Origin of the sequence: Gemmatirosa kalamazoonensis, assembly GCF_000522985.1 — a bacterium.
In the GTDB taxonomy this organism is placed as follows: domain Bacteria; phylum Gemmatimonadota; class Gemmatimonadetes; order Gemmatimonadales; family Gemmatimonadaceae; genus Gemmatirosa; species Gemmatirosa kalamazoonensis.
Genome location: NZ_CP007130.1, coordinates 20,393 through 47,258, shown reverse-complemented (window position 1 = coordinate 47,258; position 26,866 = coordinate 20,393). Strand labels below are relative to the sequence as shown.

Sequence of the window (26,866 nt, the reverse complement as noted above, 5' to 3'; positions counted from 1 at the left end):
CTCTACTCGGGTGAAGTCCACTCTGCGTAATCTGCGTAATCTGCGGGTCGTGCATTGAAGCGCACGTCATCCGCAGATTACGCAGACCACGCGGATTCGTTCGGCGTTAGGCCTTGCGTGCCGACGGCGTGATGCCCGCGAGCACGCCGCGCATGTAGGCGAACGAGCGCTGCATGCCGGGCAGCGGGTCGTCGGCGTCGATCTCGTACTCGAGGTTCACGACGCCCGCGTACCGCTGCTTCACGAGCTGCCGGAACAGATCGGCGATCGGGAGCACGCCCTCGCCGACGATGCACTGGCTCTCCTTCGCCGTGCCGTCCTTGAGGTCCTTCGCGTGCATGTCGAGCAGCCGCGGGCCGGCGTCGGCGGCAGCCTGCACGATGTCGGCGCCGGCGCGCGTCGAGTGGCCGATGTCCATGCACAGCCCCATGCGCCGGTCCATGTTCTTCACGAGCTTCAGCACGTCGTACGGCGACGGGAAGTGCTTGTCCTCGGGGCCGTGATTGTGGATCGCGACCTGGATGTCGTACTGCTTCGCGAACCGCTCGACGCGCGGCATCACCTCGGGGGCGCCCGTGGCGACCATGACCGGCATGCCGGCGCGCTTGGCGTACTCGAAGTAGCGGCGCACGCCGTCGTCGGTGTCCTTGTCGAACGTGATGGTGCCGCCGCCGACGATGGTCAGCCCGGCGGCCTCGATCTCCCGGCGCGCCGCGTCGATGTCGGCCGCGGGAAGATCGTAGTCGAGGTGCACCGACTTCAGGTTGATCCACTTCACGCCGAGGGCCTTCGTCATCTCGATCGCCTTCGCGCGCGGGAACTTCCGCAGCGAGTAGCTGGCGACGCCGAGGCGAACGGGGGCCGTGGGCCCCGGCGCGGCGGCGGATGGGGCGTCGGGTGCGGCGGACGCCGTGGACGCGCGGGCGGCGCGGGGGAGGCCGAGGGCCGCGCCGGCAGTGCCGGCGGCGGCGACCCGGAGGAATGTACGTCGAACGAACAATTCCTCGGACATCGCGGGTCTCGTAGCGCGGAGGGTGGGGGCGCGGTGAGCGGCTTAAACGATTAAGCCGAGGCGCGCGCCCAATGTACGCGGGGTACGGAGCACCAGCAATAGTGGTCCCCGAGCGGTCCGTGACGCACGTCAGCCGACGTCGCTCGCAGCGGCCGCAACAACGCGCTCGTGGGCTGCGTATGCATTGCGATCCGGCCGGCGCGGGCATACCGTAGCCCGCACTTTCCTGCACCGAGCGCCACGACGCCCGGACGTCTCGTGAGCCTGGAGGCTCAGATGACCAGCAGTGCACGCAGTGCACGTGCGCACGGGCTTCGGCTCGCCTCCGCCGCCACCGCCGCGGCCCTCGCCCTCGCCGCCTGCCATCAGGGCGGCACCTCCGTCGCGCACGCCAGCCCCGCCTCGACCAGCGACTCCGTCCAGGTCGGGTACGGCACCCAGGCGGGGCGCAACGTCACCGGCTCGATCGGCTCGGTCGACGCCGAGAAGGCCCCGCGCGGCACCGCGACCACGATGGCCGACCTCCTCGAAGGGCACGTGCCGGGGCTCGAGGTGCGCCGGCTCGGCAACGGGAACGTCTCCGTCCGCATCCGCGGCGACCGGTCGTTGAAGTCCGACGGCGAGCCGCTCTACGTCGTCGACGGCATCCCGATGACGGGCAGCACCATCATGACCGACCTCGACCCGCGCGACGTGAAGTCGGTCGAGGTCCTGAAGGATGCCGGCTCGCTCGCCGCCTACGGCTCGCGCGGCGCGAACGGCGTGATCCTCATCCGCCTGAAGCGGCCGCCGAAGCCGTAAGGGCGACAGGGCAGGAGGGCGACAGGGCAGGAGAGCAGGAGGGCAGGAGGGCAGGAGGGCAGGAGAGCCACGACGGTCTCCTGCCCTCCTGCCCTCCTGCCCTCCTGCCCTCCTGCCCTCTCCATGTGCAAGCCGCGTCGGGTCGCACGTCTCCAGGACATGCGAACCTCCACACTGACTCCCTGCCTGCGCCGCGTCGCCGCCGGCGCGCTGCCGTTCGTCGCCCTCGCCTGCGGCACCGCCGATCGTGGCCCTTCCGCCGCCGGCGACGCGGCCACCCCCGCGGCGACCGTCGCCGCCGACGCCGCGCCGAAGACGGTCGTCGCCGAACGACGGCGAGCGATGCCATCCCTGGCCGCGCCACCCATCGAGGCACCGTTCGCCGCCGCAGGGGCCGCCGCGCCGCCTCCCGCGGACGCCGACGCCGAGAGCCCGGCAACGCTCCCGAGCGCGGCCGCCGCGTCGGAGCTCGCGACGACGATGGTCGTGCGCACCGGCACCGCGTCCATCGAGGTCGACTCGGTCCGGATCGCGATGAGTCGCCTGCGCACGATCGCGTCGCAGGTCGGCGGCGTGGTCGCGAACGCGTCGCTCGCCGCGGGCCGCGCGCAGGTGCGATCGGCCACGCTCGAGCTGAAGGTGCCGGCCGGCCGCTTCGACGAGCTGGTGAACGCGCTCGGCCCGATCGGGCGTGTCGAGGCGGTGAACGTCACCGCGGCCGACGTCGGCGAGGAGTACGTCGACGTCGCCGCGCGCGAGGCGAACGCGCGCCGCCTCGAGGCACGCCTCGTCGCGCTGCTCGCCGAGCGCACCGGCAAGCTCACCGACGTGCTCGCCGTCGAGCGCGAGCTCGCGCGCGTGCGCGAGGAGATCGAGCGCTACGACGGCCGCATGCGGTGGCTGCGCGCGCACTCGGCGACGAGCACCCTCGCCATCAACGTGCACGAGCGCCCGCCCATCCTCGGCCCGTCGCCGACGCCGCATCCCCTCGCCGAGGCGCTGCGCGAAGCGTGGCGCAACTTCGTCATCCTGCTCGCCCGCACCATCGCCGCCTCCGGCGTGCTGCTGCCGCTCGGCGCGCTCGCGTACGCCGCGTGGCGGGTCGCGACGAGGGGCCGAGGGTCGGCCGCGGGGGGTCAGGAAGCGTGAGCTTCTCGGCGGTCGTGGCCGCGCACGGCTCCACGTACGTGGTTCGTCAGGACTGAAGAAGGACTGAAGGAGGACTGAAGAAGGACCAACCACAACTTCTTTGTTGTTGTCCTGCTTCAGTCCTCCTTCAGTCCTTCTTCAGTCCCACGAGAACTCGTACGTGGAGCCCAGCCGGAGCGCGATCAGCTACGGCTAGCTCTTCGGCGGGATCTCCGCGGCGCGCGGCGCAACGCTCGAAAGATTCGGCGGGATGGACGCCTTCGCGTCGCCGAACGCCCAGCGGAGGGCGCCTAACACCATCGTCGGCATCGCGGTCTCGGTCCATTCCTCCTCCCGGTGACCGAGCGCGGAGTAGAAGACTCGGCCGCGACCGTGCGCGCGTGCCCACGTGACCGGATACGGGCCGCGCTGGTACGGGGCGCCCTCCATCCCCTGCGTGTCGAGCACCATCAGCACGTGCAGGTCGGGCTGGAAGTCCTTCAGCGAGTACCACTCGCCCATGCGCTCCACGCGCTCGGCGCCGTAGCCGTCCATGCCGGGGAACTTCGCGTCGACGACGCGCGCCCACGCCTTCTGCTGCTTGCCGTGCAGGATGAACTCCCCGCCGAGCATCTTGAGGTACGGATCGGTCGCGTCGCCGTGCGCGACGTAGCGGTTCGAGCGGTCCGTCGGGTCGGGGAGCGTGTGGAAGCTGTCCGTCGCCGCGTGGAACGCGACGAATCCCTTGCCGCCGCGCACCGCGTCGAGCAGCGCGGCCTTGCCGGCGTCGCTCATCGCCGGGTGCTTGTCGGTGCCGACGTCGGTGAGGTAGCCGCTCGTGAAGAAGAAGAACGCGTCGTTGTCGCGGACCGCGCTCGTGTCGAACACGCTGCCGTCCTTCGTGCACGTGACGTCGAAGCCGTGCTTCGCGCCCATCTCGGTGAGCACGCGCTCGACGAGCGACGGCGAGCCGTCGGCCCCGCGCTTGATCACCGAGTGCTCGAAGCCGCTCGACTTCGTGAACACGAGCAGGCGGCGCCGCGGGGCGTCGGCCGCCCGCGCCGTCGCCGCGCCTAACGGGACCGCGGCGAGCGCGAGGCCGAGGCGCTCCAGGAAGCGGCGCCGGGTCAGCGAGTCCATCGTATTGTCCTCCGTGTGATCTTCGTGTCAGGCGGCGTCGGCACCGACGGCGGCCGCGAGCACCGTCTCCGGCGTCCACTCCGACACCGGGCGCGCCGCCGAGAGTCGCCCGCGGCACATCACCGCGATCCGGTCGCAGAGGCCGAACAGCTCCGGCAGGTACGAGCTGACGAGCAGCACCGCCTTGCCGGCGTCGGCGGCGCGCGCGACGGCATCGTACACCTGCGCCTTGCTGCCGACGTCGATGCCGCGCGTCGGCTCGTCGAGGAGCAGCACGTCGGCCTCCTGATGAAGTAAACGGCCGAGGGCCACCTTCTGCTGATTGCCGCCCGAGAGCGTCCGCACCCGCTGCTCCGGCCCCCACGCGCGCACGCCGAGCGCGTCGATCCACCGGCGGGCGCGGGTGCGCTGCCGGCCGAGGTCGAGGATGCCGCCGCCGCGCGTGCACGCGTCGAGGCGCGTCGCGCACACGTTGTCGGCGATCGAGAGCGGCAGCGCGAGCCCCTCGCCCTTCCGGTCCTCGCTCAGATACCCGAACCCGTCGTCGATCCGTCGGTCCGGCGCGCCGCGCAGCGCCAGCGCGCGACCGCCGAGCGTGACGCGCCCCGACTGCGCCGGCGCGAGCCCGAACAGTGCGCGCACCAGCTCCGTGCGCCCCGCGCCGACGAGCCCCGCGACGCCGAGGATCTCGCCGCGTCGGATCTCGAAGCTCGCGTGCGCGAGCCCCGGCGCCGCGAGACCGTCCACCGCGAGCAGCACCTCGCCGCGCTCGTGCGACGCGCGCGCCGGGAACATGCCGCCCATCTCGCGCCCCACCATGCGCGCGACGAGTCGCTCGTTCGTCACCTCGGCGATGCGGCCGCTGTCCACCGATCGGCCGTCGCGCAGCACGGTGTACGCGTCGGCGATCTCGCGCACCTCCTCGAGGAAGTGGCTGATGTAGACGACCGCGATGCCGCGCGCGGCGAGCCGCCTGACGAGCGCGAACAGCCGCTCGACGTCGGCGCGCTGGAAGGAGCTCGTCGGCTCGTCCATGAGCAGCACGCGCGCATCCGCGTTCAGCGCGCGGCAGATCTCCACGACCTGCCGCGCCGCGATCGACAGCGCGCGCACGGGTCGATCGGGCTCGATCTCCGGGTGCCCGAACTCGGCGAGCAGCGCACGCGTGCGACCGCGCGCGGCGTCCCGGTCGACGAGCCCACGCCGCGTCGGCTCGGCGCCCAACACGACGTTCTCGGCCACCGTGAGGTGTGGGCAGAGCGACAGCTCCTGGTGGATCAGCGCGATGCCGCGCCGCCGCGCGTCGAGCGGCGAGCCGGGCGTGTACGGCGCGCCGGCGAGCCGCATCGTGCCGCGATCGGGGCGCAGCGCGCCAGCGAGGACGCCCATGAGCGTGGACTTCCCCGCCCCGTTCTCGCCGACGAGCGCGTGCACCTCGCCGGCGCGCAGCGCGAGGTCCACGCCGTCGAGCGCGACGGTGGCGCCGAATCGCTTCGCGACGCCGGTGATCTCGAGCAGGGCGTCGCTCATCCGCCCGGCAAGTACTTCGCGATCGGCGGGCTCACGACCTGCTGCACCTGCGCCGAGTCGACGTTCTCCGGCGTCACGAGCATCACGCCGGTGTCGACGAGCTTCGACACGGGGCGGCCGCGCAGGTGATCCACCATCGTCTTCACGCCGAGGTAGCCCATGCGCATCGGGTTCTGCACGACGAGCCCCTGGATCTGCTTCGCGCGGAGCGCGGTGAGCAGCGTCTGTCCCGCGTCGAAGCCGACGAGCCGCACCGAGCCCGCCTTGCCGATGTCCTGCAGGGCGAGCAGCATGCCGATGGTGGACGACTCGTTCGGCGTGAAGATCCCCTGCAGGTCGGCGCCGAAGCGGTTCAGCAGGTTCTCCGCGGCGCGCTTCGCCGTCTCGCGCGTGGGGCCCGAGTACTGGTCCGACGAGACGAGCGTGATGCCGGGGTACTTCGCCTTCAGCTCCTCGAGGAAGCCGCGCTCGCGCTCCATCGTGCTCGCCGAGCCTTCCTGATAGCGGAGCACGAGCACCTTGCCCTTGCCGCCTAACAGCTCGCCGAGCCGGTCGGCGGCGAGCTGGCCGCCCTTCAGGTTGTCGGTGGCGACGTAGCCGACGATGGAATCGGTGTCGAGCCGCGAATCGATCACGACGGTCGGCACGCCGGCGCGCTGCGCCTCCTCGACAGGGCGGACGAGCGCCTGCCGGTCGAGCGGGGCGAGCACCATCCCCTTCACGCCCTGGCTCACGAATCCCTCGACGACCTGCACCTGCTGCTCGCGGTCGTCCTCGCGGATGGGGCCCTTCCAGATGATGACGACGGAGTCGCCCTGCGCCGACAGCTCGCGCGCCGCCTGCTCGGCGCCGGCGTGGATGCTCTTCCAGAACTCGTGCGTGGTGCCCTTCGGGATGACCGCGATGGTGAGCGGACCCTTTCCACTGTCGGCGCTCTTGCTGCAGGCGGCGAGCAGTGCGACTACGGCGACGGCGATCAGAGATCGTCTGGTCATGTTGGCTCGGCGGTTGTCGTTTACAGCACCACGACTCCCTTCACGTACTCCGGCAGCCGGTGATCGCCGGCGAACGCCTGCGGCACGGCGTCGAGCGAGTGGTAACGATGCGTCACGAGCGAGCCGACGTCGATACGGCCGCTCTCGATCATGCGCAGCGCGCGCACGTACGTCGTCGGGCGGCCGTCGGGCTCGAAGCCGCCGGACGCGCCACACGGGGAGAGCATGGTCGGCTCGAGGAACTGGACGCCGTTCATCACGCTGAGATCGACGCCGGCATGGCCGTGCGCGTAGAACAGCACCGTGCCCTGCTTGCGCACGAGCTCGGGCACCGCGGCGATCACCGCGCCGGCGCCCGATGCGTCGATCAGCAGCTCGGCCATGCGGCCCTCCGTGCGGTCGCGCACCGCGTCGGCGAGCGGCGTCGACGTCGGATCGATCGTCTCGCCGCCGAACCGCTCGGCCAGCACGCGGCGCCGCGCGCTCGGCTCCGACACCAGCAGCGTGCCGTCGAAGCCCAGCACGTTGCGCAGGTACTGCACGAACAGGAGCCCCGACGGTCCGGCACCGCACAGCACCACCGTGCGCACGGCTGCCGCATCGCCGGCGAGCCGGTAGCGCGACGGCGCGCGCAGCACGGTCTCCGTCGAGTGCACGACGCAGCCCAGCGGCTCCGCCAGCGCGGCGCGCAGGAGGTCGAGGTCCGACGCCAGCGGCACCACGTTCGCCGCCGGCACGACGATCTCCTCGGCGAAGCCGCCCGGGAGCCCGGTGATCCCGTGCTCGGCGTACCACTCGCACTGGTGCGAGTCGCCGGTCGCGCAGTACTCGCACACCGGCGTGCGCCGCTCGCCGACGCACGTGCGTCCCTGGTCGACGATCACGCGCTCGCCCACGCGCACCCCGCGCGCGTCCGCGCCGATCTCCACGACCTCGCCGGCGATCTCGTGGCCGAGGATCTGCGGGCACGAGGCGAGCGGCACGACGCGGCCGTGCGCGTCGCGGTGATAGTTCGCGTGCCCCTCCACGATGTGCACGTCGGTGCCGCACAGCCCCACCGCGCCGACGCGCACCCGCACCTCGTGCGGCGCGAGCACGGCACGCGGGACGTCGCGCACCTCGATGCGGTTCACGTCCACCAGCACCGCTGCTCGCATCACCCCTCGCGCGTGAAGATGGACAGGACGGGCTGCCGTTCGTTCAGACAGGATGACAGGACGGACAGGATGAACAACACCAAGAAGGCTGTTGCAGTTGCTCTCTCTTAGAAGAGGTTCTCATCCTGTCCGTCCTGTCATCCTGTCCAAAGAAGAGCGCCCGGCATCCTGTCATCGTGTCCCCTCCAGCACGAGCACGGACGCGATCGTGCTCGGCGCCACCGGTGGCAGCGTGACGACGAACGCGCCGCCGGCACCCTGCGTCACGTCGAGCGGCTTGCCGTCGACGAGCAGCGACACGCGCGACGGGCGCTTCGTCACGCCGGTGAGCGTGAGCTTGCGGTCTTTCGGCCAGTCGAAGACGTGCGCGTAGACCTTCGCGCCCTTCGTCGTGTACCGTCCCCACGCCGGCAGCCCGAACGGGCTCGCCGTCGTGCCGTAGATCGACTCGCCGTTACCGTTCGCGCGCATCCAGTCGCCCATCTCGCGCAGGCGCGACACGCTCGGCGCGGGGATCAGCCCCTGGGCCGTCGGCCCGACGTTGAGCAGGAGATTGCCGCCCTTGGACGCGACGTCGACGAGCGTGCGGACGAGCGTCTTCGTGTCCTTCCAGTCGTCGTCGTACGACTTGAAGCCCCACGTGTCGTTCATCGTCATGCACGTCTCCCAGTCGATGCCCGGGAGCCCCTCGGGCGGCACCTGCTGCTCGGGCGTGCCGAAGTCGCCGGGCGCGTCGCCGCTCGCGCTCATCCCCTGCATGCCGTTGCGCGAGTGGCCGACGCGGTTGTTGATGATGAGGCTCGGCTTCAACGTGCGCAGCCAGTCGTACAGCGCCTTCCCCTGCGCATCGCTCCAGTCGGGGATCCACTCGCCGTCGAACCACAGCACGTCGATCTCGGGATACTGCGTCACGAGCTCGCGGAGCTGCGGCTTCATGTAGGTCTCGACGTAGCGCGCGAAGTTCGGGTTCGTCTTCGTGCGCGAGTTGTACTCCGGGTAGTTCGGCGCCTGCGCGTCGGGGTGATGCCAGTCCATGATGGAGTAGTAGACCCCGAACTTGAGCCCCTCGCGGTGCGCGGCCGCGGCGAGCGCCTTCAGCGCATCGCGGTGATACGGCGTCGCGTCGACGATGTCGTAGCGCGACACCTTGGAGTCGAAGATCGCGAAGCCGTCGTGGTGCTTCGACGTGATGATGATGTACTTCATCCCGGCCGCCTTCGCCGTGCGCGCCCACGCGTCGGCGTCGAACTGCTCCGGGTCGAAGCGCTGCGCGAACTGCTCGTACTCCGCCACCGGGATGTGCGCGTTGTTCATGATCCACTCGCCGATGTTCGGCAGGCGCTCCCCCTTGTAGGAGCCCGCGGGCACGGCGTAGAGCCCCCAGTGGATGAACATCCCGAACCGCGCCTCGCGCCACCACTGCATGCGCGCGTCGCGCTGGGCCGGCGTCTCGGGTTTCGGCTGCGCACCGGCGGTCGCGGCGAGCAGCAGCGCGACGGTGAGTCGTGTGAGCGTCTTCATGAGGACCACGCGGGGCCGTTGGGGTAGGCGTACGTGCGCAGACTCTCGGGCTTCATCGTGATGCTGTATCCCGGCGCGGTCGGCGGCACGTAGCGGCCGCCGCGGATCACCACCGGGTGCACGAAGTGCTCGTGCAGGTGATCGACGTACTCCACGATGCGATCGTCCAGCGACGCGCTCACGCACACGTAGTCGAAGATCGCGAGATGCTGCACGTACTCGCACAACCCCACGCCACCGGCGTGCGGGCACACCGGCACGCCGAACTTCGCGGCCATGAGCAGCACGGCGATCACCTCGTTCACCCCGCCGAGCCGGCACGCGTCGATCTGACAGAAGCGGATCGCGTTCGCCTGCATGAGCTGCTTGAACACGACGCGGTTCTGGCACTGCTCGCCGGTCGCGACGCCGATCGGCGCGACGGCACGCGCGACCGCCGCGTGTCCCAGCACGTCGTCGGGGCTCGTCGGCTCCTCGATCCACCACGGGTCGAAGCGCGCCAGCTCGCCCATCCATGCGATCGCCTCGCCGACGTCCCACACCTGGTTCGCGTCGACCATGAGCTTGCGGTCGGGACCGATCGCCTCGCGCACGAGCGCCGCGCGCCGCAGGTCGTCGGCGAGGTCGCGCCCCACCTTGATCTTGAAGTGGTTCCATCCGGCCGCCACCCCTTCGGCGCACAGCCGCCGGATCTTCTCGTCGGGATACCCGAGCCAGCCGGCGGACGTCGTGTACGCGGGATACCCGTCGCGCCGCATCTCTGCTTCGCGCTCGGCGCGCGTGCCGGCGTTGCGGCGCAGGATGGCGAGCGCCTCGTCGGGCGTGAGCGCGTCGGTGACGTAGCGGAAGTCGACGCACCGCACGATCTCCTCGGGCGACAGGTCGACGAGCAGCTTCCACAGCGGCTTCCCCTCGGCCTTCGCCCACAGGTCCCACACCGCGTTCACGAGCGCCGCGGTGGCGAGGTGCAGCACGCCCTTCTCCGGCCCCACCCAGCGCAGCTGCGTGTCGCCGACGACGCGCCGCCAGAACGCGCCCATGTCCGCGGTGATGTCGTCGAGCGTCACGCCGCGCACCATCGGCGCGAGCGCGTCGATCGCCGCGACGCACAGCTCGTTGCCGCGCCCGATCGTGAACGTCAGCCCGTGCCCTTCGAGCCCCGGCGCGTCGGTCCCGAGCACCACGTACGCCGCCGAGTAGTCCGGGTCGGGGTTCATCGCGTCGGAGCCGTCGAGCGCGCGCGACGTCGGGAAGCGGACGTCGTGCGTCGTGACGCTCGTGATCGTGATCCGGCTCACGGCGCGACGCCCTGGAAGTGCAGCCGGAGGAAGCGCAGGAACACGTCCCAGTCCGACGGGATCGTGCCGTGGCCGCCGGCGTGCTCGTACCAGCCTAACGTGTGCAAGATCGCCGTCCCCACCGGCGGCATCTCCTTCGTGTCGAGCCCGCGCGCGCCCAACAGGTTGAACACCGGCTCCGCCGCGACCGCGGCGAGGAACTCGCCCCTGGGGTCGGACCAGAAGTCGGTGTCGCCCGTCTGCAGCAGCACCGGACGTGGCGCGACGAGCGCGAGCAGCATGTGCGCATCCATCGGGAGCGAGTCGACGCGGCTCGCGTAGGTCGCGTAGTTGCCGGCGAACTGGTAGCCGTAGCGCGTCGGGTGCGTGATGTGCGCCACCGTCTCGCCGTAGTCGCGCCGGCTGAGCGCCGCGCCGCCCTCGCCCGAGCAGCTCGCGATCACGAGCGCGAACCGCTCGTCGCGCGCGGCGGCCCACAGCACCGTCTTGCCGAGCCGCGACACGCCGACGAGCGCCACCTTCCTCGCGTCGACGTCGGGGTCGGTCTCGAGGTAGTCCATGACGCGGCTCAGCCCCCAGGCCCACGCCGCGATCGCGCCCCACGCGTCCGGCGCGACGGTCGTCTGCCCGGGCTTGAGATACGCCGCGCGCACGCCGTACGGCAGCCCGCCCGCGAAGTCGGGATCGATGTCGCCGTAGTACACGGTGGCGACGCCGATCCCCTGCGCGAGGAACGGGCGCGGGTTCAACGCGCCGCGGCCGGCGGGCGGCGCCGCCACGCGCTTGCCGTCACGCGCCCACGACGAGTCGCCGCCGACGATGCCGCTGTCGACCACGGTGCTGCGGTTCGGCGAGAAGCTCACGTTGAGCAGCACGGGGACGCGCGCCCGGAGGCCGCGCGGCACGTAGAGCAGCACGTCGACGAACGGGCGCTCGTTCCCCGGCGCGAGATGGATGCGCACTTGCCGACGCGTCGCGTAGCCGTCGAACGTGGTCGTGGCCGAGTCGAGCAGCTCGAAGCGCATGCCCGGCGGTCGGCCGGGCGCGCGCCCGAACTGGTTCGTCTCGAACAGCCGCAGCACCTCGTCGCGCCGCCGCACCCACCAGGTCATCGCGTCGCGCACCCGCGTGCCGTCGTTCAGCACGAGCGGGTCGGGGAGCGTGTACGTGCCGACCTTCGCCTCGTCGTAGTTGACCGGGATGCCGGCCACCACCGACGGCGGGGCGTTCTGCGCGCCGGCCGCGCTGCTCGACAGGATGACCAGCGCGAAGAGAAGCGACAGGATGCTGGTGCGCTTCGTTCGGACAGGATGAACAGGATGGACAGGATGACCAACGGCACCAACACCAACAGCAGTGCCTTTGCTGTTGGTGTTGGTGCCGTTGGTCATCCTCTCCATCCTGTTCATCCTGTCCGAAACGAAAGGAAGAGCCATCTGCCGCCGTCTCCTGTCCATGCGTCCATCCCCGCTCACATCGCCGTGAACCCGCCGTCGACCGGCAGCGCGACGCCGGTGACGAACGACGACTCGTCGGACACCAGCCACAGCGCGGCGTCCGCACACTCCTCCGCGGTGCCCAGCCGTCCCATCGGCTGCGCGGCCGAGTAGCGCGCCCACGCCGCCCCGGGATCGTCCATCGCGTCGGCGAACTCCCGGAGCATCGGCGTCTCGATGATCCCCGGGCACAGCGCGTTCACGCGGATGCCCTGCGTCGCGTAGTCGAGCGCGAGCGCCTTCGCGAGCATGACGACCGCGCCCTTCGACGCGCAGTACACCGGAGAGTCGGTCTGCGCGACGAGCCCCGTCTTGCTCGCCGTGAACAGGATGCAGCCGCCGCCCTGCTTCTGCATCACGGGGATCGCGTGGCGTGCCGCGTACAGCGGGCCGAGTACGTTCACGCCGAGCACGCGGGCGATGTCGTCGTCGTCCGAGTCGGGAAGCCGCTTCGGCAGGTTCACGCCCGCATTGCAGAACAGCACGTCGAGCCGCCCGAAGCGGTCGACGCACGCGTCCACCGCGAGCTCGTTGTCGGCGCGGCGCGCGACGTCGGCGCGCACGAAGCACGCGGTGCCGCCGGCCGCGGTGATCTCGCGCGCGAGCGCCTCGCCCCCTTCCACCTGCACGTCGGCGAGCGCGAGCCGCGCGCCCTCGCGCGCGAAGCGCAGCGCGCACGCACGGCCGATGCCGGTGCTCGCGCCCGTGATGAGCACCGCGCGGTCGCGCAGCCGCGTGCCCGCCGTCGGCATCACCGGCAGGCGCGCAGCCGCTGCTTCGACGTGCCGAGTCCGTCGATGCCGAGCTCCACCTCGTCGCCGGGCTTCAGGAACCGCGGCGGCTTCATGCCGAGCCCCACGCCCGCCGGCGTGCCCGTCGAGACGACGTCGCCCGGGAGCAGCGACATGAACTCGGAGAGGTAGCTCACGAGCTTCGGTACGCCGAAGATCATGTCCGCCGACGTGCCGTCCTGCATCGTCTCGCCGTTCACGCGGAGCCACATGCGGAGCGCGTGCGGATCGGCGATCTCGTCTCGCGTGGCGAGGAACGGGCCTAACGGCGCGAACGTGTCGCAGCTCTTCCCCTTCACCCACTGGCCGCCGCGCTCGAGCTGGAACGCGCGCTCCGAGTAGTCGTTGTGCAGCACGTAGCCGGCGACGTGCGACATGGCGTCGGCCTCCGACACGTAGCTCGCGCGCTTGCCGATGACGACGCCGAGCTCCACCTCCCAGTCGGTCTTCTCGCTGTGCCGCGGGATGATCACGTCGTCGTCCGGCCCGGCGAGCGCGCTCGTCGCCTTCAGGAACACGATCGGCTCCTCGGGGATCTTCGCGCCCGTCTCCGCCGCGTGGTCGCGGAAGTTGAGCCCGATGCACACGATCTTGCTCGGCCGCGCGACCGGCGGGCCGAGTCGCGCGTCGGCCGGCACCTCGGGCGCCGACGCGCCGGCGTTGCGCAGCCACCGCTCGAGCCGCGCGAGCCCGTCGGATCCGAAGAACTCCTCGTCGTAGTCGACGATGAAGCTCGACGCGTCCACGCGCCGGCCGTCGGGAAGGAGCACGCCGGGCTTCTCGCGCCCCGGCGCGCCGAATCGGATCAGCTTCATGGCCTCACATCTTGAGGGAGACGAACCCGCCGTCGATGGTGTAGTTGCTGCCGGTGATGAACGCCGCCGCGTCGGAGCAGAGGAACAGCGCGAGCGCCGCAATCTCGTCGGGGCGTCCCATGCGGCCGATGGGCTGCGTGCGGGAGAGCGCCTCGAACATCTCCGGCTCGCGGCCCGGGTAGCTGCGCGCGAGGAAGCCGTCGACGAACGGCGTGTGCACGCGCGCCGGCGAGATGGCGTTGCAGCGGATGCCGTGCGCCACGTAGTCGCGCGCCACCGAGTACGTCATCGTGAGCACGGCGCCCTTCGTCATGGAGTACGCGAAGCGGTCCGGGATGCCGACGACGGCGGCGACCGACGCGACGTTGAGGATCGCACCGCCGCGCCCCTTCATGCTCGGCACGACGGCGCGCAGGCAGTTGTAGACGCCCTTCACGTTCACCGCGTACAGCCGATCGAAGTCGGCCTCCTCGGTGCTCTCCACCGTGCCCACGTGCGCGACGCCGGCGCTGTTCACGAGCGCGTCGACGGGCCCGAACCGCTCGGCCACCACGCGGAACGTCTCGAGCACCGCCGACTGCTCGCGCACGTCGCACGGGAACGCCGCCGCCGAGCCGCCGTCGCGCTCCGCCTCCGCGACCAGCTCGCGCAGCGCGTCGTCGTTCACGTCGAGCGCCGCCACGCGCGCACCCGCCGCGGCGAAGTGCAGCGCGATTGCTCGGCCGATGCCCGACGCGGCGCCGGTGACGACGGCGGTCCTGTTCGTGAGGTCGTGGGTCACTGTGTATTCACCGCGAAGGACGCAGAGGACGCAGCGGAGAACCTTTCCGGCGGTTTCCTCTGCGTCCTCTGCGTCCTCTGCGGTTCGATGTCATAGTTCGTACGCTCGAGCCGCGTTTCCCGAATAGAACGCGTCGCGCTCCGGGCCGCTCCAATCCTTCGCCACGCGCCGTGTGAAATCGTACCACTGCGCGTACGTGCCCGCGAGCGTCAGCACCGGCCAGTCGCTCCCGTAGAGCATGCGCGCGGGACCGAAGTGCTCCGCGACGCGCTCGGCGTACGGCAGCAGGTCGTCCTGCGTCCACTCCGCGCCCGCCTCGGTGAGCAGCCCGGAGAGCTTGCACCACACGCCGTCGTGCGCGGCGAGCGTCGCGAGGTCGCGACCCCACGTGTCGATCGCCCGCGCGCGGATCGCCGGCTTGCCGCAGTGATCGAGCACGAAGCGCGCGTCCGGGCACCGCTCGACGAGCGCGATCACGTCGCCGAGCTGGTCGTGCGTCGCGCAGAGGTCGAACGCGAGCCCGCGCCGCGCCGCCTCGCGCACGCCGTCGACGAATGTACGCCGTATACAGAAGCCGGACGGCTGGCCCTGGATGTTCTGGCGCACGCCCTTCACGAGCGGCGAGTCCGGGAGCGCGTCGAGCGCCGCCGCACCGTGCGCGGCGACGTCGGCGAACGCCACGATGCCGGCGATCCGGGGCTCGCGCTCGGCCAGCCGCTCCACGAACGCGACCTCGCGTGCGCTCTCCTCGGCGACGCAGTTGCACTCCACGAACACGAGCCGCTCCACCGGCGCGTCGCCGGCCGCCGTCGCGTATTCGTCCGGACCGAACGCGCGGCGCAGCGCGGGGAGCTCCTCGAGCCACGGGTAGTGCAGCGCCGACGGATCCCAGAAGTGCACGTGCGCGTCCGTCATGCGTGCTCCGCGGCGCGCGCACGCAGCCGGTCGAGCGCGACGGCGAGCACGATGATCGCGCCGATGATGATCTCCTGGATGTAGTTCGGCCATCCCATCTGCTGACAGCCGTTGCGCAGGAACGCCATGATCAGCGCGCCGATCATCGAGCCGAGGATGCTCCCCTCTCCGCCGCTCAGGCTTCCGCCGCCGATCACCACCGCGGCGATGATGTCGAGCTCCGCGCCGTTCGCCACCGTCGGATCGCCCTGGCGCAGCCGCGACATCTGCATCACGCCGGCGAGGCCGAACAGCAGCCCGGCGAGCGCGTAGGTGAGCCGCGTGAGCCGACCCGTGTCGATCCCCATCGCGCGCGCCGCGTGCTCGTTGGAGCCGAGCGCGAAGACGCGACGCCCGAACACCGTGTTGCGCAGCACGAACGCCGCGACGATCGCCAGCCCGATCGTGAGCCACACGCCCGGCGCGAGCACCATCCACCGCTGGCGCGGCACCGTCACGAGCAGATCGTTCACCGGGTTCGGCGCGACGTCCACCGCCTGCTCGCCGGCGAGCCACTTCGCCACGCCGCGCGCCACGCCGAGCATGCCTAACGTCGCGATGAACGGCACCACCCGCAGCCCCGTGACCAGCAGCCCGTTCACGAAGCCGACCGCGCCGCCGGCGAGCACCGCCGCGGCCACGGCGAGCAGCGGCGGCCATCCCGCGCCGAGCGTCAGCGCGGTGATGACCCCCGTGAGCGCGATGACCGCGCCCACCGAGAGGTCGATGCCGCCGCTGACGATGATGGCCGTCATGCCGATCGCGCCGACCGCCACGATCGCCGTCTGCGAGAGCACGATCCGCAGGTTGAACGGCGACAGGTAGCGAGCCGGCGCGTCGGAGAGCAGCGCGAACGTGAGGACGACGAGCACGAGGCCGGCGGCCGGCCCGAGTCGTCCGAGCCAGCGCCGGCCTGCCTCGGCCGAGCGGAGGCTCCAGGAACCCGCCTCCGCGTCCGCCGTCGATGCCGTCATCCGTGGAGCGCCGTCAGTACCCGGGGTTCTGCGGGAACTTGTTGCTCGTGAGCGTGATCTGCTCGTTCGGGATCGGGCGCAGCAGGTGCGTCGGCTTGATGTTCGGCGCCGCCTGCGGATTGTACTTCTGCACGCGCTCGATGAGCTTGCCCGTCCGTACGAGGTCGAACCAGCGCGTCATCTCCGCGCCCAGCTCGCGCGCCCGCTCGTCGAGCAAGAAGTCGAGCGTGGCCTCACCGGCGGTGATGTCCATGCTGGACTTCGCGACGCCCGGCTTCGCCGCACGCTCGCGCACCGTGTTGATGAACGGCACCGCTTCCGCGTTCTTGCCGTCGCGGATCAGCGCCTCGGCCGTCTGCAGGTACGTGTCGGCGAGCCGCATGACGAACCAGTCGCGCGAGCCGGTGGTGTCGTTCACGAGCGCGCGGAGCGGGTCGATGAACTTCTTGTTGAACGACGGGAACCGGGCCTCGGTGTACTGCGACGGCGCGTAGATCACGTACGAGTGCTTCGCGCGCTCCGCCGCGTCGACTTCCACCGGCGACAGGTAGAACGCCGTGTCGCCGACGCTCCACCGCGGCTTCCCGCTCGCGTCCTTCGGGATGTTGTTCGGGTTGTTCGAGATGTACGCCGAGGTGAAGCTGTCTTCGTACCGCGTGTCCTTCGAGCGGTCGAAGTTGCCGTACATCCACGTCGTGGCCCGGAAGCGGCGGAACGGGCGGCCGTTCGCGATGTCGCGCACCATCCCCGCCTCGAGATCGTACGCCATCGTGTGGTACAGGTGCGACGAGTTGCCCGGGCCGGTGGTCAGCAGGTCGGGCGTGAACTGCACCGACCAGATGATCTCCGAGTTCCGCTCGTTGCTCATCACCCACAGATCGGAGTACTTCGGCAGCAGCGAGAAGGCGCCCGAGTTGATGATGCCCTTGCCGAGGTCCGCGGCCTTCTGGAAGTCGCCCGACGCGGCGCGCGTCAGGTAGACCGTCATGAGCAGCTGCTGCGCGGCGTACTTCGTGGCGCGGCCGTACTGCGGCTGGCTGGGCGGCAGGTCCGCGGCGGCCTCGGTGAGGTCCTTGACGATCTGGTCGTAGACCTTCGCGACCGGCTCGCGCGTGGCCTCCGTCTGCGGGCCCTCCGTCGCCTTCAGCGGCATGGGGATGTCGCCCCACGTGCGCACGGCGTTGAAGAAGTAGAGCGCGCGGAGGAACTTCGCCTCCGCCACGCGCACCTTCTTCGTCGCATCGGGCACGTTCGCCGTCGGCGCGGCGTCGAGCACCGTGTTCGTCGTGTTGACCGCGCGATACGTCAGCCGCCAGAAGTCGCGGATGTACGAGTCGTCGCCGTTGAGCTGCGTCGTGTACGTGTTGAAGTGCTTGTAGCTGCCATCCGAGCCGTTCGTGAACTCGTCGGTGCCGAACGTCGTGAACGTCATCCCCATCTGCTGCCCGTACCAGTCGCGCAGCGGTGTGTAGCTCGCGTTCACGGCCGCGTCGAAACCCGGCGGCGTCGCGTAGTACGAGGCGGTGATGCCCGAGATGGGGTTCTCGGCGAGGTCGGCGCAGCCGACGGCGAGCAGTCCCGCCGCGGCGATGGCCAGAGGGGCGAGCTTCTGCATCGCGGAGTGAGTCTTCGGAGTGGTCACGGGGTCACCTCAGAAGCCGAAGGTGGCGCCGAGGAGGAACATCTTGTACGACGGCGTGCCCGCGCTCGTGCGACCCTCGGGGTCGAGCCCCGTGAAGTTCGTCCACGTGATCGGGTTCTGCGCCGTGCCGTAGATGCGCGTGCGGTCCGAGCCGAAGCGCTGCGACAGGTTCTTGGGCAGCGTGAAGCCGAGCGTCACGTTGCGCAGCCGCGTGAACGAGCCGTCCTCGTAGGCGCGCACGCCGCCGTAGGTCGGGTTCTCCTGGTTCTTGTTCGGCCGCGGGTCCGTACCGCCCGGGTTCGTCGGCGTCCAGTAGTTCACCCAGATGCCGTTGTAGCGGCCGGCGAGCGTGCTGTTGCTCGTGCGGAACGTGTTCTGGACCATGAAGCCCTGGCGCGTCACCACCTGCGCCGAGAGGTCGAAGCTCTTCCAGTCCACGCGGCTGTTGAAGCTCCCGTTCCACTTCGGGAACGTGTTCCCGAGGATCTGCAGGTCGTTCGTGTTGATCTTGCCGTCGCCGTCCACGTCCTGCACGCGGATCTCGCCCGGCTTCTCACCGTACTTCTTCGCCTCGAGCGAATCGGCGAGCTGCCAGATGCCGAGCATCTTGTAGTCGTACCAGACGTTGTTGCTGCCGCCGTTGATCGGCTGGCCGATGAACCACCGGTTCCCCGGGTCGTCGACCTTGCCGTAGGTGAGACTGACGATCTTGTTGCGGGCGACGGAGAACGTGACGTCGTTGGTCCACCGGACCCCGTGCCAGTTGTCGAGCGTGCGGTGCGAGAGCGCGACCTCGACGCCCGTGTTGCGCGTCGCGCCGATGTTCTGCGTGATGGAGGAGTACCCGGTGCTCGGCGGGAGCTGCCGGTTCATCAGCAGGTCGGTCGTGTTCGCGATGTAGCCGTCGAGCGTGCCGGTCAGCCGGTCGTTGAACAGGCCGAAGTCGGCGCCGGCGTCGTACTGCGCCGTCTTCTCCCAGCCGAGGTCGAGGTTCTGGAGCGAGCCGGGACGATATCCGAACGCGCCGGTGTTGCCCCACGAGTACACCGTGCGCGTGAGGCCGCCCTGCGTCTGGTAGGGATTCACCGACGTGTTGCCGGTGATGCCGTAGCTCGCGCGGAGCTTCAGGCTGCTGATCGGCCCCACCGGGTTCCGGTCCACGGCGCGGTAGCCGAGCGCCACCGACGGGAACGTCGCGTACTTGCGTCCCTCGGCGAGACGCGACGAGCCGTCGATACGGGCGGTCAGCGTCAGCAGGTACTTGTCCATGAACGTGTAGTTCACGCGACCCATGTACGACTGCAGCGACCACTGCGAGATGCCCGAGCCGATGTTCGAGACGGCGGCCGCCGATCCGAGGTTGTAGAACAGCTGGCTCTCGTACGGGAGGCCCGACACGCCCTCGTCCATCGACTCGGTCGTGTTGCGCTCGATGGAGTACAGGAGCGTCGCGTCGATGCGGTGGTTCTGCCCCAACTCGCGCTTGTACGTGAGGATGTTGTCGAGCGTCCAGTCGAAGACGCGGTCCTCACCGATCGACGCGTTCGCGCCGGAGCCCTGGTTCTGCTGCGTCTGCGCGCCGATGAACGTGCCCTGCTTGGCGAACGTCATGTCGGGGCCGAAGTTGACGCGGAAGTTGAGCCCCTCCGCGAGCTTCGCCTCGCCGAACATCGTGCCGAACGCGCGCGTGCGGAACGTCCGGTTGATGTAGTTCACGACGTCGCTGAGCGGGTTGTCGCGCTGCGAGTCGGGCGTCGGCTTGAAGATCACGTTGCCGGCGCTGTCGTACGGCACCGAGAGCGGCGCGTCGGCGAGCGTCTCGCCGTACAGCCCGTCGCCGCGGCCGACGTTCTGCTTGCTGCGCAGCACGAGCGCCGAGCCGCCGAAGCGCAGCCGCGAGTTGGCCTGCGTCTCGAGGTTCACGCGCATCGACTTGCGGTCGAAGTTCTGACCGAGGACGATGCCGTTGTCGCGCACCATGTTGCCGCTGACCGCGTACTGCGTGCGGTCGTTGCCGCCGGTGATCGAGAGCTGGTGGCTGGCCTGGCCGCCGGTGCGGAGGATCAGGTCCTGCCAGTCCGTCGAGATCCCCGCCTTGAAGGCGTTGTATTCCTCGACGTAGAACATGTTCTTGTCGCCCTCGTCGCACTGCATCGCCGTGCCGCACCACTTCGCGTAGTCGCCCGACGCGCGGTACGCCTCGCGCTTGTACTCGGCGAACTCGGGGCCGTTGAAGACGCGGACCTTCTTCGCGGCGTCCTCGGCGCCGTAGTACGTGTCGTACGAGATCTTCGTCTTGCCGGCGTTGCCCTTCGTCGACGTGATGAGCACGACGCCGTTCGCGCCGCGCGAGCCGTAGATCGCCGTGGCGCTCGCGTCCTTCAGCACCTCGATCGACTCGATGTCGGCCGGGTTCAGGTCGCCGATGCCACCCGCCATCGGCACGCCGTCGAGCACGTACAGCGGGTCGTTGGACGCGAGGATGGAGCGCTGGCCGCGGATGCGGACGCGCACGCCGTCGCCGGGCTTGTAGCCGGTGGTGACGATGTCCACGCCGGGGACCTTCCCCTTGATGGCCTCGATGGCGTTCGTCGTCGGGGTCTGCTTGATCTCCTCGGCCTTCACGGAGGCGATGGCGCCCGTGACGTCGCGCTTCGCCTGCGTGCCGTAGCCGACGACGGTCACCGCGGTGAGCTGGAGCGCCTGCTTGGTCAGCTCGAAGTTCGCCGTGGTGGTCTGTCCGGCGGTGACGGGTACGCTGTCCATGAGGACGGGGCCGTAGCCGATGAGCGTCACGCGGACCTTGTAGAGGCCGGGCACGAGCGAGACCGTGTACCGCCCCTGGTCGTTCGTCAGCGCGCCGAAGCGGGTGCCGACGATGGCCACGGATGCGCCCTGGATCGGCTGTCCCGACTCCTTCGACGTGACCACGCCGGTGACGCGTCCGGTCGTGCCCTGTGCGCGCAGCGAGGAGGTCGAGAACAGACTGAGACCCGCCAGGCCGCAGGCGATCAGCCAACGCTTCATGAGTGGCCTTCCTCCGAAACAGGAGTGAGCGACGACACCCGACGGCATCCGGGCCCAAGGACTTGGGATCGTACGATGTCGGGACAGATCGACCTGCGTGAGACGCAGGCACGACGATCTATGCGTTGGGTCGGGGGCCGCGCTTCGCGCATCCGAAGCCGCGTGGCGGCGGCACCGACGACCGACGTCGGACCGGACTCCACGCGGCGGGGCGAAGCGGCGAGTTCCCGTTCTCGCCGGAAGGACAGCCATTTCGCGCGGCAGGACCGCGCGACGCGGCACGTATTGTACGTCTAACTAACTATTCCCGGCCAGACCCGGCCGGAGTCGAGCACGTGCCGATGAGTGACGCGGCACACCACGGTAGGGATGGAGGCGTCGGCTGCGTCGCGTGCCAACTTTATCGATTAACCAGTTCCCGTCAACCTCGTTCGCGCGCCGCGCGGGGTGCCGCGACACACTCACTCGGTCGCAGACCCCGGCCGCCGACGGTCCGTCACGAACTGGCGGGCGAACCGCGCATCAGCGCGTCGCCGACCGGCCGGCGCCATCGAGCTCGCGGATCCGGATGTGCCGGAAGTACACCTCGTCCCCGTGGTCCTGGAGCACGATGTGCCCGCGACGCCGCTCGGCGAACCACGGATAGACCTTGTACTTGCTCGCCGCGACCGCCGCCTGCATCGCCGGCGTGCCGAGGTCGTACTCGACGACCTTCTCGCCGTTGAGCCAGTGCTCGCCGTGCATGCCGCGGAACACCACCCGCGACTCGTTCCACTCGCCGATCGGCCGCACGTGCTTCCGCTCGTTCGACGAGATGAGGTCGTAGAGATCGCCCGTCTTGTGCCTGATCAGCTTCCCGTCCGGATGCCGGTCGTCGTCGATCATCTGGTACTCGAAGCCGATCGCCGAGTGGCTGTCCTTCTGCGGCCCGGTCGACAGCGCCTCGGAGACGTTGTACTTCACCCCGCTGTTCGCGCCCGGCGTCGCCTTCCACTCCCACGCCAGCTCGAAGTCGCCGTACGTGTCGACGGTCATGAGGTCTCCCCCGGAGACCGGCAGCCCGTCCGGCCGTCGCGCGACGTTCTTCGTCGCGATCTTCTCGATCGCGCCGTCGACCACGCGCCAGTGCCCGACGGGCACGCTGTCGTAGCCGACCCCGCGCCACCCGCGCAGCGTCTCGCCATCGAAGAGCGCGCGCCAGCCGGCCGCGCGCTCGGCGCTCGACAGCGCGTTCGGGCCGGTCGGCTGTGGGGTGGCGCCGCGATGGGCGCACGCGGCGAGCGCGAGCGCGGCGAGGATCCGGAACGGCGCGCGACGAGCGAGCGGCGTGGTGAACGTCGGCATGGGATGCATCGATTCGAGCGAGGGGGTCAGGCGGACTGGCGGGCGCCGGCGTGATGTCCGGACGAGTGCCGCACCACGAGCTGAGGGTCGAACACCTTGCGCACCACGTCGAGCCCCGAGCCGACGAGCCGCTCGCCGAGCAGCTGCGCGGCGGCGCGTCCGAGCTCGCTCATCGGCATCGCCATGGTGGTGAGCCCCGGCGTGGTGAGCGCGGCCGGCGGGATGTCGTCGAAGCCGGCGATGGCGATGTCGTCGGGGATGCGGAGCCCGGCGTCGCGCAGCACGCTCATCGCCCCGAGCGCCATCATGTCGTTCGACGCGAAGACGGCGTCGGGGATGCGGCCGCTCGCGAGCAGCCGGCGCATGGCGTGCTGCCCGCCGGCGTAGCGGAAGTTCCCCTCGACGACGAGCCCCGGGTCGGGATCGATGCCGACGTCGCGCAGCGCGCGCTGGTAGCCGTGCAGCCGCTGCTCCCGCCCGAACGTCGCGCTGCCGCCGCCGAGCGACGGGCCGGTGATGAGCGCGATGCGCCGGTGCCCCTGCCCCAGGAGATGGCGCACCATGGTGTACGCGCCGAGCTCGGAGTCGACGAGCAGCGTGCTCACGCCCTCGAGGTCGTAGTCGCGCTCGATGGCGACGATGGGGACGTGCCCGCGCCGCCGCACGTAGCGGCGCACCGCATCGCCGGGCACGCTGTCGCCGATGAGCACGAGCCCGACGACGTGGTTGTCGGCGAGCATGCGCAGCGAGCTCTCGCCGACATCCGACCGGTGGTCGGTGTCGCAGAGGAAGTGCGCGCGCCCACCGGCGTGCAGGGCGTGGCTCAGGCTGCGCACGACCTCGGTGAAGAACGGGTTCGTGAGGTCGGAGACGATGACGCCGACGGCGTAGCCGCGCTGGGTCTTCAGCCCGCGCGCGAACTGGTTCGGCCGGTAGCCCATCTCGTCGACGGCGCGCTGGACGCGCACCCGCGTCGCCGGCGACACCCATTCGGCGCCGTTGACGACGGCCGAGACGGTAGCCGTGGAGACGCCACAGTGGGTGGCGACGTCGCGCAGGGTGAGGGCAGGCATGAGGCGGGCAGGGCTCGGCGTGGGGTGCTGCACATTTGTTCTGAAACGTTTAACTGGCAAGAGGGAATCACGGCGGCGCGCCGAGCATCTCGAGGTCGTAGCGGAGCGAGTCGGAGGCGGGGATGACGACCGCGACCACACGACGCGCGCCCGACCGCTCGTCGGTGTAGGTCACCTGAGCGGTGCTCGCCGGCGCCCACCGCACGGTGAAGCGCGCCCCGCCCCGCCGCAGCTCCACGCCCCCCGGCCGCGTGGTCACCGAGTCCGACGGCAGCACGAGCAGCGGGAGCTGCTCGGCGAACGCGCCGGCGTGCGACACGGACACGTGCACGCCGCGGTCGTCGAACAGGATGCGCTTCGTGCCGCGGCTGCCTAACCGATACGTCACGGCGAGGTCGCCGGCCGGCAGGTCGCGCACGCCGGGCGCCGGCCCGAGCGTGCTGTCGGCCACGCGGTACGCGGCGTCGAACGTCGCGGCCTCGTACACGACCGTGGTGTCCGCGCGCCGCGTGCCCCACGCCGTGACGCCACCGCCGGTCTGCGATTGCAACACGGAGCCGACGCCCGGGATCCACAGCAGCCCGAACCCGTAGCGCTGCTGCGCGGTGACGACGTCGCCGGCGGTGAACGCCGCGTAGTACGACGGACGGCGCACGTAGCTGAACACGATCGGCCGCCGCGCGTCGACCCGCTGATGGGTGAAGCGCGACTCCGACACCGGACGCAGCCGCTCGACGGCGGCGGCGCGTTGCGCGTCGGTGGGATACCAGCGCACCTGCGCGCGGTGCAGGAACGCGTACGGCGAGAACGCGCGGAACTCGCCGACGGCGAGCGTGTCGACGCGCGGCCAGTCGCGCACGAGCGCCGCGCGGCGCTCGGCGGCGCGGCGCGCGAGCGTCTCGCGCGTGGGACCGAGCACGCGCGCCTCGAGCACCACCTCGGCGAGCGGGTTGCCGGTCTGCGACTCCGCCGGCCCCGCCTCGTCGACGACGGCGTGCTGCTGCCGCGACTCGATGGAGCGGTTCAGCGTGAGCGCCGACTCGCCGGGCTCGGGGACGACGTTGTAGCCGAGCCATTCGTACCAGCGACGCGTCGGGTCGACGAAGTAGCGCGCGAGGTCGGTGCCGCGCGCGTACTGCCACGCCATGAGGAAGTCGCTGTGGTGCGTGTCGAGGTCGTAGCCCCAGTCCGGCCCGTCGGCCTCGTAGAAGTAGCCGACCGGGCTCTGGTGCTCGGTCTCGGCGCGCGCGAGCCACGCGCCTAACGCTCGACGCATCGCCGGATCGGGGTACAGCGCGAGGTAGGCGAGCGCGCCGCCCCACACGTTGCCGAACTGGTTCGTGTACCGCGCGCCGTGCTCCGCGAGGTCGGGGCGCGTGAGCGTCGCCATGATCGCGCGCCGGTCGGCCTCGGCGGCGCCGCGGAGCAGCGCGGCGTCGATCCGCGGCGCCTTCGGGTCGTGCAGCAGGCGCAGCGTCTCGCCCATGAACTTCGTGGCGAACGCCGTGGGCGCGAGGCTCCACTGCTCGGGCGCGTACTCGCTGAAGCGTCCGTCGGGGCTCTCGCTGCGCACCCAGAAGTCGAGCGCCGCCTCGAGCCGCGCGCGCACCGCGGTGTCGCCACGATACGGGTTCCACGGCCGGTCGAGCGTGTAGAAGTACGCCAGGGCGAGCACGTTCTCCATGATCCTGGCGTTGTACGGCTTGTTGTCCTTCGGGCTCCGCCAGACGGCGACGTCGATGAACCCACGCCGCGGCCCGTCGAGCGCGACGGCGTTCGCGAGCCGCTGGAAGTGCGCGAGGTAGTACGGCAGATCGAGCTCGTCGTCGCGGAACGCGGCCGGGGAGAGCTTCGAGAGGTCCGCCGGGGCGACGGACTGCGCGCCGGCGGCTCCGGAGACGAGCGCGGCGACCAGCAGGGTGCGTCCGGTCGTGACGAGACGGCGCATCGGAGTCTGGGTTCGCGCGGTGTGGCACTCTTGCGAGACGCCGGACGGACGGTGAGCTTCGACGCGGTTAAACGATGAAGTGCCCGCCGCGATACCGCTAGGCGGCCGCATTCCCGTGTGACGACGGTCGTCGTCCTCCCCCGCCCCGAGCGACGCCATGCCCGAGCAGGTCCCTGCCAGCCCGCCGACTCGCGGCCAGGCGCAGGCCGCGGCGACCGCCTTCCTGTCGCTGTTCGCGATCGTCGGCCTGGCGCTCTACGGGCTGCCGTTCTTCTACGACTTCATGGTGAAGGACTTCGGGTGGACGCGCGCCCAGGTCACGTCGGGGAACGCGCTCAGCAAGCTCGTGGTCGGCCCGCTGTTCGGGTTCGCCGCCGGCTGGTTCGTCGACCGCTTCGGGCCGCGGCGGCTCATGATCGCCGGCGTGCTGCTCGCCGGCGTGGCGCTCGTGGGCCTCGGCTCGATCCGGTCGCTGACGGGCTTCTACTTCTTCTATCTCTGCAACGCGATCGGCTACGTGTGCGGCGGCCCGCTGCCGAACCAGGTGCTGCTGTCGCGCTGGTTCACGACGGCGCGGGGCCGCGCGATGGGGCTCGCGTACCTCGGCATCGGGCTCGGCGGCGCGCTCGTGCCGTTCCTCGGCGTGTGGCTCACGGCGCGCTTCGGCTGGCAGGGCGCGCTGCGCGCGTTAGGCATCGTCATCGTCGTCGTGGCGATGCCGATGGTGCTCCTGGTGCGCGAGGCGCCGCCGGACGCATCGGGCGACCCGCGCGCGGCCGCCGCGCCGCCGCCACCGCTCGGCGGCGTGCTGCGCGCGCCGGCGTTCTACCTGCTGCTCCTCGGCAGCATGTGCTCCATCGCCGCCGTCGGCGGGACGAACCAGAACCTGAAGCTGTTCCTCAGCCTCGATCACGGCTACTCGCAGGGGAACGCGGCGCGCGTCGCGTCGCTCGTGCTCGCGTCGAGCCTCGTCGGACGCCTCGCGATGGGATGGCTCGCCGACCGGCTGCCGAAGAAGCACGTGATGCTGCTGATCTACGTGCTCGTCGCCGGCTCCATCCCGCTGCTGTTCCTCGGCGCGTCGCCGCGCACCGTGTATCCGTTCGCCATCGTGTTCGGGCTCGGGCTCGGCGGCGAGTACATGGTGATCCCGCTCATGGCGGCCGAGCTGTTCGGCGTGCGCGTGCTCGGCCGCGCGATGGGCGTGATTCTCACGGCCGACGGCGTGGCGGAGGCGCTCGCGCCCGTGCTCGTGGGCCGCCTGCGCGACGTCAGCGGCAGCTACGCGTCCGGCTTCGCCGCGCTGATCGGCTTCGCGCTCACCGGCGCGGTCGCGATCGCGCTGCTTCCCCGCCCCGCGCGCGCGCAGGACCCGGTGCTGGAGCCGGCGCCCGCACGCGCGACCTGAGACTGCTCGTCATCGGCGGACACAGTCGTTC

Annotated in this window: 21 protein-coding genes; 3 read left to right on the top strand and 18 right to left on the bottom strand. The window is 70.8% G+C overall.

The window, feature by feature from the left end; genetic code table 11:
- Nucleotides 1–106 precede the first annotated feature (106 nt).
- Nucleotides 107–1,012, bottom strand: coding sequence for a sugar phosphate isomerase/epimerase family protein (locus tag J421_RS28150; RefSeq protein ID WP_025414456.1), 906 nt, complete (start codon nt 1,010–1,012; stop codon nt 107–109).
- A gap of 276 nt (nt 1,013–1,288) precedes the next feature.
- Here J421_RS28150 and J421_RS28145 point away from each other — a divergent pair, with 276 nt between their 5' ends.
- Both J421_RS28145 and J421_RS28140 read left to right on the top strand, forming a co-directional pair.
- Nucleotides 1,289–1,813, top strand: coding sequence for a TonB-dependent receptor plug domain-containing protein (locus J421_RS28145; RefSeq protein WP_025414455.1), 525 nt, complete (start codon nt 1,289–1,291; stop codon nt 1,811–1,813).
- 159 nt (nt 1,814–1,972) lie between these two features.
- Nucleotides 1,973–2,962: a DUF4349 domain-containing protein gene (locus J421_RS28140; protein WP_025414454.1), complete on the top strand. Its 990-nt coding sequence runs from the start codon at nt 1,973–1,975 to the stop codon at nt 2,960–2,962.
- Nucleotides 2,963–3,154: 192 nt separating this feature from the next.
- Here J421_RS28140 and J421_RS28135 read toward each other — a convergent pair whose 3' ends face one another.
- From J421_RS28135 to J421_RS28055, 17 genes are all read right to left on the bottom strand, one after another.
- Nucleotides 3,155–4,081: a ThuA domain-containing protein gene (locus J421_RS28135; RefSeq protein ID WP_025414453.1), complete on the bottom strand. Its 927-nt coding sequence runs from the start codon at nt 4,079–4,081 to the stop codon at nt 3,155–3,157.
- A gap of 27 nt (nt 4,082–4,108) precedes the next feature.
- Nucleotides 4,109–5,611: a sugar ABC transporter ATP-binding protein gene (locus J421_RS28130; RefSeq protein WP_025414452.1), complete on the bottom strand. Its 1,503-nt coding sequence runs from the start codon at nt 5,609–5,611 to the stop codon at nt 4,109–4,111.
- Nucleotides 5,608–6,606, bottom strand: coding sequence for an ABC transporter substrate-binding protein (locus tag J421_RS28125; protein WP_025414451.1), 999 nt, complete (start codon nt 6,604–6,606; stop codon nt 5,608–5,610). The genes J421_RS28130 and J421_RS28125 overlap by 4 nt, the downstream gene beginning before the upstream one ends.
- Nucleotides 6,607–6,626: 20 nt before the next feature.
- A complete protein-coding gene (locus tag J421_RS28120; RefSeq protein WP_104023425.1) occupies nt 6,627–7,763 on the bottom strand; it encodes a zinc-dependent alcohol dehydrogenase in 1,137 nt (378 codons plus the stop codon).
- A 171-nt stretch (nt 7,764–7,934) separates the two neighbouring features.
- Nucleotides 7,935–9,284, bottom strand: a complete 1,350-nt coding sequence (locus J421_RS28115) for an alpha-L-fucosidase (RefSeq protein WP_104023593.1) — start codon at nt 9,282–9,284, stop codon at nt 7,935–7,937.
- Nucleotides 9,281–10,582 (bottom strand): L-fuconate dehydratase, encoded by a 1,302-nt coding sequence (locus tag J421_RS28110; RefSeq protein WP_025414448.1) that lies wholly within the window; start codon nt 10,580–10,582, stop codon nt 9,281–9,283. Before J421_RS28110 ends, J421_RS28115 begins: the two co-directional genes overlap by 4 nt.
- Nucleotides 10,579–11,973 (bottom strand): glucuronyl esterase domain-containing protein, encoded by a 1,395-nt coding sequence (locus J421_RS28105; protein ID WP_236646388.1) that lies wholly within the window; start codon nt 11,971–11,973, stop codon nt 10,579–10,581. Before J421_RS28105 ends, J421_RS28110 begins: the two co-directional genes overlap by 4 nt.
- 80 nt (nt 11,974–12,053) lie before the next feature.
- On the bottom strand, nt 12,054–12,830 hold the full coding sequence (locus J421_RS28100; RefSeq protein ID WP_025414446.1) for an SDR family NAD(P)-dependent oxidoreductase: 777 nt from the start codon (nt 12,828–12,830) through the stop codon (nt 12,054–12,056).
- Entirely contained in the window at nt 12,830–13,684 is an 855-nt protein-coding gene (locus J421_RS28095) for a fumarylacetoacetate hydrolase family protein (protein ID WP_025414445.1), read from the bottom strand. Before J421_RS28095 ends, J421_RS28100 begins: the two co-directional genes overlap by 1 nt.
- A gap of 4 nt (nt 13,685–13,688) precedes the next feature.
- The gene (locus tag J421_RS28090; protein WP_025414444.1) at nt 13,689–14,465 is read right to left on the bottom strand and encodes an SDR family NAD(P)-dependent oxidoreductase; all 777 of its coding nucleotides are present in this window, start codon (nt 14,463–14,465) and stop codon (nt 13,689–13,691) included.
- Between the two features lie 90 nt (nt 14,466–14,555).
- Nucleotides 14,556–15,380, bottom strand: coding sequence for an amidohydrolase family protein (locus tag J421_RS28085; protein ID WP_025414443.1), 825 nt, complete (start codon nt 15,378–15,380; stop codon nt 14,556–14,558).
- Complete coding sequence (locus J421_RS28080) at nt 15,377–16,393, bottom strand: ABC transporter permease (protein ID WP_025414442.1); 1,017 nt, start codon at nt 16,391–16,393, stop codon at nt 15,377–15,379. Before J421_RS28080 ends, J421_RS28085 begins: the two co-directional genes overlap by 4 nt.
- A gap of 13 nt (nt 16,394–16,406) precedes the next feature.
- Nucleotides 16,407–18,035 carry a RagB/SusD family nutrient uptake outer membrane protein gene (locus tag J421_RS28075; protein ID WP_148306591.1) on the bottom strand — a complete coding sequence of 543 codons (1,629 nt, stop codon included), beginning with the start codon at nt 18,033–18,035 and terminating at the stop codon, nt 16,407–16,409.
- Between the two features lie 9 nt (nt 18,036–18,044).
- The gene (locus J421_RS28070; RefSeq protein WP_025414440.1) at nt 18,045–21,062 is read right to left on the bottom strand and encodes a SusC/RagA family TonB-linked outer membrane protein; all 3,018 of its coding nucleotides are present in this window, start codon (nt 21,060–21,062) and stop codon (nt 18,045–18,047) included.
- A gap of 522 nt (nt 21,063–21,584) precedes the next feature.
- Nucleotides 21,585–22,406, bottom strand: coding sequence for a 3-keto-disaccharide hydrolase (locus tag J421_RS28065; protein WP_025414439.1), 822 nt, complete (start codon nt 22,404–22,406; stop codon nt 21,585–21,587).
- Between the two features lie 26 nt (nt 22,407–22,432).
- Nucleotides 22,433–23,479 (bottom strand): LacI family DNA-binding transcriptional regulator, encoded by a 1,047-nt coding sequence (locus J421_RS28060; protein WP_025414438.1) that lies wholly within the window; start codon nt 23,477–23,479, stop codon nt 22,433–22,435.
- 67 nt (nt 23,480–23,546) lie between these two features.
- Nucleotides 23,547–25,427 carry a LytR C-terminal domain-containing protein gene (locus J421_RS28055; protein ID WP_025414437.1) on the bottom strand — a complete coding sequence of 627 codons (1,881 nt, stop codon included), beginning with the start codon at nt 25,425–25,427 and terminating at the stop codon, nt 23,547–23,549.
- 157 nt (nt 25,428–25,584) lie between these two features.
- Here J421_RS28055 and J421_RS28050 point away from each other — a divergent pair, with 157 nt between their 5' ends.
- Nucleotides 25,585–26,835: an MFS transporter gene (locus J421_RS28050; protein ID WP_025414436.1), complete on the top strand. Its 1,251-nt coding sequence runs from the start codon at nt 25,585–25,587 to the stop codon at nt 26,833–26,835.
- The last annotated feature ends 31 nt before the right edge of the window (nt 26,836–26,866 follow it).

Coding starts and splice junctions, on each gene's coding strand:
- J421_RS28150 (WP_025414456.1), bottom strand. CDS start 1,012: ATGTCCGAGGAATTGTTCGTTCGACGTACATTCCTCCGGGTCGCCGCC.
- J421_RS28080 (WP_025414442.1), bottom strand. CDS start 16,393: ATGACGGCATCGACGGCGGACGCGGAGGCGGGTTCCTGGAGCCTCCGC.
- J421_RS28050 (WP_025414436.1), top strand. CDS start 25,585: ATGCCCGAGCAGGTCCCTGCCAGCCCGCCGACTCGCGGCCAGGCGCAG.
- J421_RS28095 (WP_025414445.1), bottom strand. CDS start 13,684: ATGAAGCTGATCCGATTCGGCGCGCCGGGGCGCGAGAAGCCCGGCGTG.
- J421_RS28100 (WP_025414446.1), bottom strand. CDS start 12,830: ATGCCGACGGCGGGCACGCGGCTGCGCGACCGCGCGGTGCTCATCACG.
- J421_RS28070 (WP_025414440.1), bottom strand. CDS start 21,062: ATGAAGCGTTGGCTGATCGCCTGCGGCCTGGCGGGTCTCAGTCTGTTC.
- J421_RS28140 (WP_025414454.1), top strand. CDS start 1,973: ATGCGAACCTCCACACTGACTCCCTGCCTGCGCCGCGTCGCCGCCGGC.
- J421_RS28125 (WP_025414451.1), bottom strand. CDS start 6,606: ATGACCAGACGATCTCTGATCGCCGTCGCCGTAGTCGCACTGCTCGCC.
- J421_RS28055 (WP_025414437.1), bottom strand. CDS start 25,427: ATGCGCCGTCTCGTCACGACCGGACGCACCCTGCTGGTCGCCGCGCTC.
- J421_RS28120 (WP_104023425.1), bottom strand. CDS start 7,763: ATGCGAGCAGCGGTGCTGGTGGACGTGAACCGCATCGAGGTGCGCGAC.
- J421_RS28085 (WP_025414443.1), bottom strand. CDS start 15,380: ATGACGGACGCGCACGTGCACTTCTGGGATCCGTCGGCGCTGCACTAC.
- J421_RS28130 (WP_025414452.1), bottom strand. CDS start 5,611: ATGAGCGACGCCCTGCTCGAGATCACCGGCGTCGCGAAGCGATTCGGC.
- J421_RS28115 (WP_104023593.1), bottom strand. CDS start 9,284: ATGAAGACGCTCACACGACTCACCGTCGCGCTGCTGCTCGCCGCGACC.
- J421_RS28060 (WP_025414438.1), bottom strand. CDS start 23,479: ATGCCTGCCCTCACCCTGCGCGACGTCGCCACCCACTGTGGCGTCTCC.
- J421_RS28105 (WP_236646388.1), bottom strand. CDS start 11,973: ATGACCAACGGCACCAACACCAACAGCAAAGGCACTGCTGTTGGTGTT.
- J421_RS28145 (WP_025414455.1), top strand. CDS start 1,289: ATGACCAGCAGTGCACGCAGTGCACGTGCGCACGGGCTTCGGCTCGCC.
- J421_RS28065 (WP_025414439.1), bottom strand. CDS start 22,406: ATGCCGACGTTCACCACGCCGCTCGCTCGTCGCGCGCCGTTCCGGATC.
- J421_RS28135 (WP_025414453.1), bottom strand. CDS start 4,081: ATGGACTCGCTGACCCGGCGCCGCTTCCTGGAGCGCCTCGGCCTCGCG.